This window comes from Streptomyces phytophilus, assembly GCF_013870535.1.
GTDB lineage: Bacteria > Actinomycetota > Actinomycetes > Streptomycetales > Streptomycetaceae > Streptomyces > Streptomyces phytophilus.
The window spans coordinates 1-3132 of sequence record NZ_JACBXC010000708.1 but is presented as its reverse complement, the minus strand read 5'-3'; the positions used below and the strand labels follow the sequence as shown (position 1 = coordinate 3132).

The following is a 3132-nucleotide window of genomic DNA, read 5'->3' as shown; positions in this document are numbered from 1 at the left end:
CGAGCTCCTCCTCGCTGGCCTCGCCCTTCTCGACGCGGACGAGGTTCTCGGTGTGGTGCGTGGTCACGTGTGTGCTCCTGGGCTGTTCTGCGCGGTCGGCTGCGGGCTGCGGGGGGTGCGGAAGCGGCGGGGTCACTGCGGCGGGTTGCCGTGCTTGCGCGCCGGCAGGTCCGCGTGCTTCGTACGCAGCATCGCCAGGGACCGGATGAGGGTTCGGCGGGTGTCCACGGGGTCGATGACGTCGTCCACGAGGCCGCGTTCCGCCGCGTAGTACGGGTGCATCAGCTCGGCCTTGTACTGCTTGACCATGTCGGTGCGCTTGGCCTCGGGGTCGTCCGCGGCCGCGATGTCGCGCCGGAAGATCACGTTCGCGGCGCCTTCCGCGCCCATGACCGCGATCTCGTTGGTCGGCCAGGCGTACGTCAGGTCGGCGCCGATGGACTGGCTGTCCATGACGATGTACGCGCCGCCGTACGCCTTCCTGAGCACCACCGAGATCCGCGGGACGGTGGCGTTGCAGTAGGCGTAGAGCAGCTTCGCTCCGTGCCTGATGATCCCGCCGTGCTCCTGGTCGACGCCCGGCAGGAAGCCCGGCACGTCGAGCAGGGTGACGATCGGAATATTGAAAGCATCGCACATCTGGACAAAGCGGGCACCCTTCTCGCTCGCCTCGATGTCCAGTACGCCGGCCAGCGACTGCGGCTGGTTGGCGACGATGCCGACCACCTGGCCGTCGAGCCGGCCGAGCGCGCAGATCAGGTTCGTCGCCCAGCGCTCGTGCACTTCGAGGTACTCGCCGTCGTCGACGATCTCCTCGATCACCTTGCGCATGTCGTACGGCCTGTTGCCGTCGGCCGGCACCAGGTCCAGCAGCACGTCGCCGCCGCGGTCGGCCGGGTCCTCGGCGGTGACCGCCGGCGGGTTCTCCCGGTTGTTCTGCGGCAGCATCGACAGCAGGTAGCGCACCTCCTCCAGACACGTCACCTCGTCGTCGTACGCGAAGTGGCACACGCCGGAGGTCTCGGCGTGCACGTCCGCGCCGCCGAGCCCGTTCTGGCTGATCTCCTCGCCGGTCACCGCCTTGACGACGTCCGGTCCCGTGATGAACATCTGCGAGGTCTCGCGGACCATGAAGACGAAGTCGGTGAGCGCCGGGCTGTACGCCGCGCCGCCGGCACAGGGGCCGAGCATCACCGAGATCTGCGGGATGACGCCGGAGGCGCGGGTGTTGCGCTGGAAGATGCCGCCGTAGCCGGCGAGGGCCGAGACGCCCTCCTGGATGCGGGCGCCCGCGCCGTCGTTCAGCGACACCAGCGGCGCGCCCGCGGAGATCGCCCGGTCCATGATCTTGTGGATCTTGTCCGCGTGCGCCTCGCCGAGCGCGCCGCCGAAGATCCGGAAGTCGTGGGCGTAGACGAAGACCGTCCGCCCGTGCACCGTCCCCCACCCGGTGATCACGCCGTCCGTGTACGGCCTCTTGGCCTCCAGGCCGAAGCCGGTGGCGCGGTGCCGGCGCAGCGGCTCCACCTCGTTGAACGACCCCTCGTCCAGCAGCAGGTCGATCCGCTCCCGGGCAGTGAGCTTCCCCTTGGCCTTCTGCGCGGCGGTCGCCCGCTCGCTGGGCCCGGCGTGGGCCTGCTCGCGAATGCGGCGCAGCCCGGCCGCCCGCCCCCGGGCCTCGTTCTCGACGGCGCCTGCCGCCGCTGCCGCGTCGGAGGGGGCGTAGTCCACTGTGGTCATGGAACGACGGTACGGGTACTTGGGCATCGAAGCTTATGTCATTTCCCTACAACGTCGGCCGGGAAATCATGAGCACCCGGCACTATGTGCAGGTGACGAGGCCGGAGATCGACCAACGACACGTCGATGGGGGCTGTAGGGCTTCGACAACGCAGTTGGACAGATCGTTGACGCACGAGAAGGTTCCGTAACAGACCTTCTTGTTAACCTGGGGCCATGGTCACCATGCCCGTATCCCGCGCACCCGCCCGCACCGTGCCGGACCTCACCGGCATCCTCATGCACACCGCCCACGTACTCAACACCCGGCTGTCCGCCGCCCTGAACGAGGTCGGCCTGCTCCAGCGCGAGCAGTGCGTGCTCGTGCACGCCCTGGCGGGCGAGCACACCCAGGGCCAGCTCGCCGAGATGTCGCACATGGACAAGACGACGATGGTCGTGACCGTGGACGGCCTGGAGAAGGCCGGATACGCCGAGCGGCGGCCGTCGAGCACGGACCGCCGGGCCCGCATCATCCACGTCACCGACACCGGGGCGGAGATCGCGGCGCGCGGCCAGGAGGTCGTCGACCGGGTCCACCAGGAGGTGCTGGACGCCCTGCCGGACGAGCAGCGGGACGCCTTCGTCGGCGCCCTGGAGGGCCTGGTGGCGGGGCCGCTCGCGCAGCCCGTCGCGTCCGAGCAGCCGGTCCGCCGGTCGCGGCAGGCCCGGCGGTAGCCGGCGAGAAGGTCCGTACAAGAACACTGCGTAAAAGATAGTCTCGTACGAAACCATCTGCTACGGTCTCTCCTGTTGCCACCCGCACCAGGAGAGGCCGTATGAACGCCACGGAACCGCAGCAGGACCGATCCCGCTGGTTCGCACTCGCGATCCTTTGCACCGGCGCGCTGATGATCATCCTCGACGGCAGTATCGTCACCGTCGCACTGCCCGCCATCCAGGAGGACCTGGGGTTCTCCCCCGCCGATCTGACCTGGACGGTCAACGCCTACATGATCGCCTTCGGCGGGCTGCTCCTCCTCGCCGGCCGCCTCGGCGACCTGCTCGGCCGCAAGCGGGTGTTCGTCGCCGGCATCGCGCTCTTCACCGCGGCCTCGCTGCTGTGCGGGCTGGCCGCCGAGCCGTGGATGCTGATCGCCGCCCGCTTCCTCCAGGGTGTCGGCGGGGCGCTCGCCTCCGCCGTGGGACTCGGCATGATCGTCACGCTCTTCACCGACGCGAAGGAGCGGGCGAAGGCCATCGGCGCCTTCGCGTTCACCGGCGCGATCGGCGCCTCGCTGGGCCAGGTGCTCGGCGGCCTGCTCACGGACGCGCTCAGCTGGCACTGGATCTTCTTCATCAACCTGCCCATCGGCCTGGCCACCGCCGTGCTCGCGCTGCGCGTCCTGCCCG

The 3132-nt window shown here is 69.6% G+C and carries 3 protein-coding genes; 2 read left to right on the top strand and 1 reads right to left on the bottom strand.

The features are described 5' to 3' along the window. Positions 1–132: 132 nt before the first annotated feature. Positions 133–1740 (bottom strand): acyl-CoA carboxylase subunit beta, encoded by a 1608-nt coding sequence (locus tag H5J30_RS23925; protein ID WP_181789439.1) that lies wholly within the window; start codon positions 1738–1740, stop codon positions 133–135. A gap of 216 nt (positions 1741–1956) precedes the next feature. Here H5J30_RS23925 and H5J30_RS23920 point away from each other — a divergent pair, with 216 nt between their 5' ends. Together H5J30_RS23920 and H5J30_RS23915 are read left to right on the top strand one after the other, a co-directional pair. Then, positions 1957–2457 carry a MarR family winged helix-turn-helix transcriptional regulator gene (locus H5J30_RS23920; RefSeq protein ID WP_181789438.1) on the top strand — a complete coding sequence of 167 codons (501 nt, stop codon included), beginning with the start codon at positions 1957–1959 and terminating at the stop codon, positions 2455–2457. A 101-nt stretch (positions 2458–2558) separates the two neighbouring features. Beyond that, positions 2559–3132: MFS transporter (locus tag H5J30_RS23915; protein ID WP_181789437.1), on the top strand; the 574-nt coding region annotated here is incomplete at its 3' end.

Bases quoted from the DNA above. Each gene is read 5' to 3' on its own strand.
- H5J30_RS23925 (WP_181789439.1), bottom strand. From the start codon at position 1,740: ATGACCACAGTGGACTACGCCCCCTCCGACGCGGCAGCGGCGGCAGGC.
- H5J30_RS23920 (WP_181789438.1), top strand. From the start codon at position 1,957: ATGGTCACCATGCCCGTATCCCGCGCACCCGCCCGCACCGTGCCGGAC.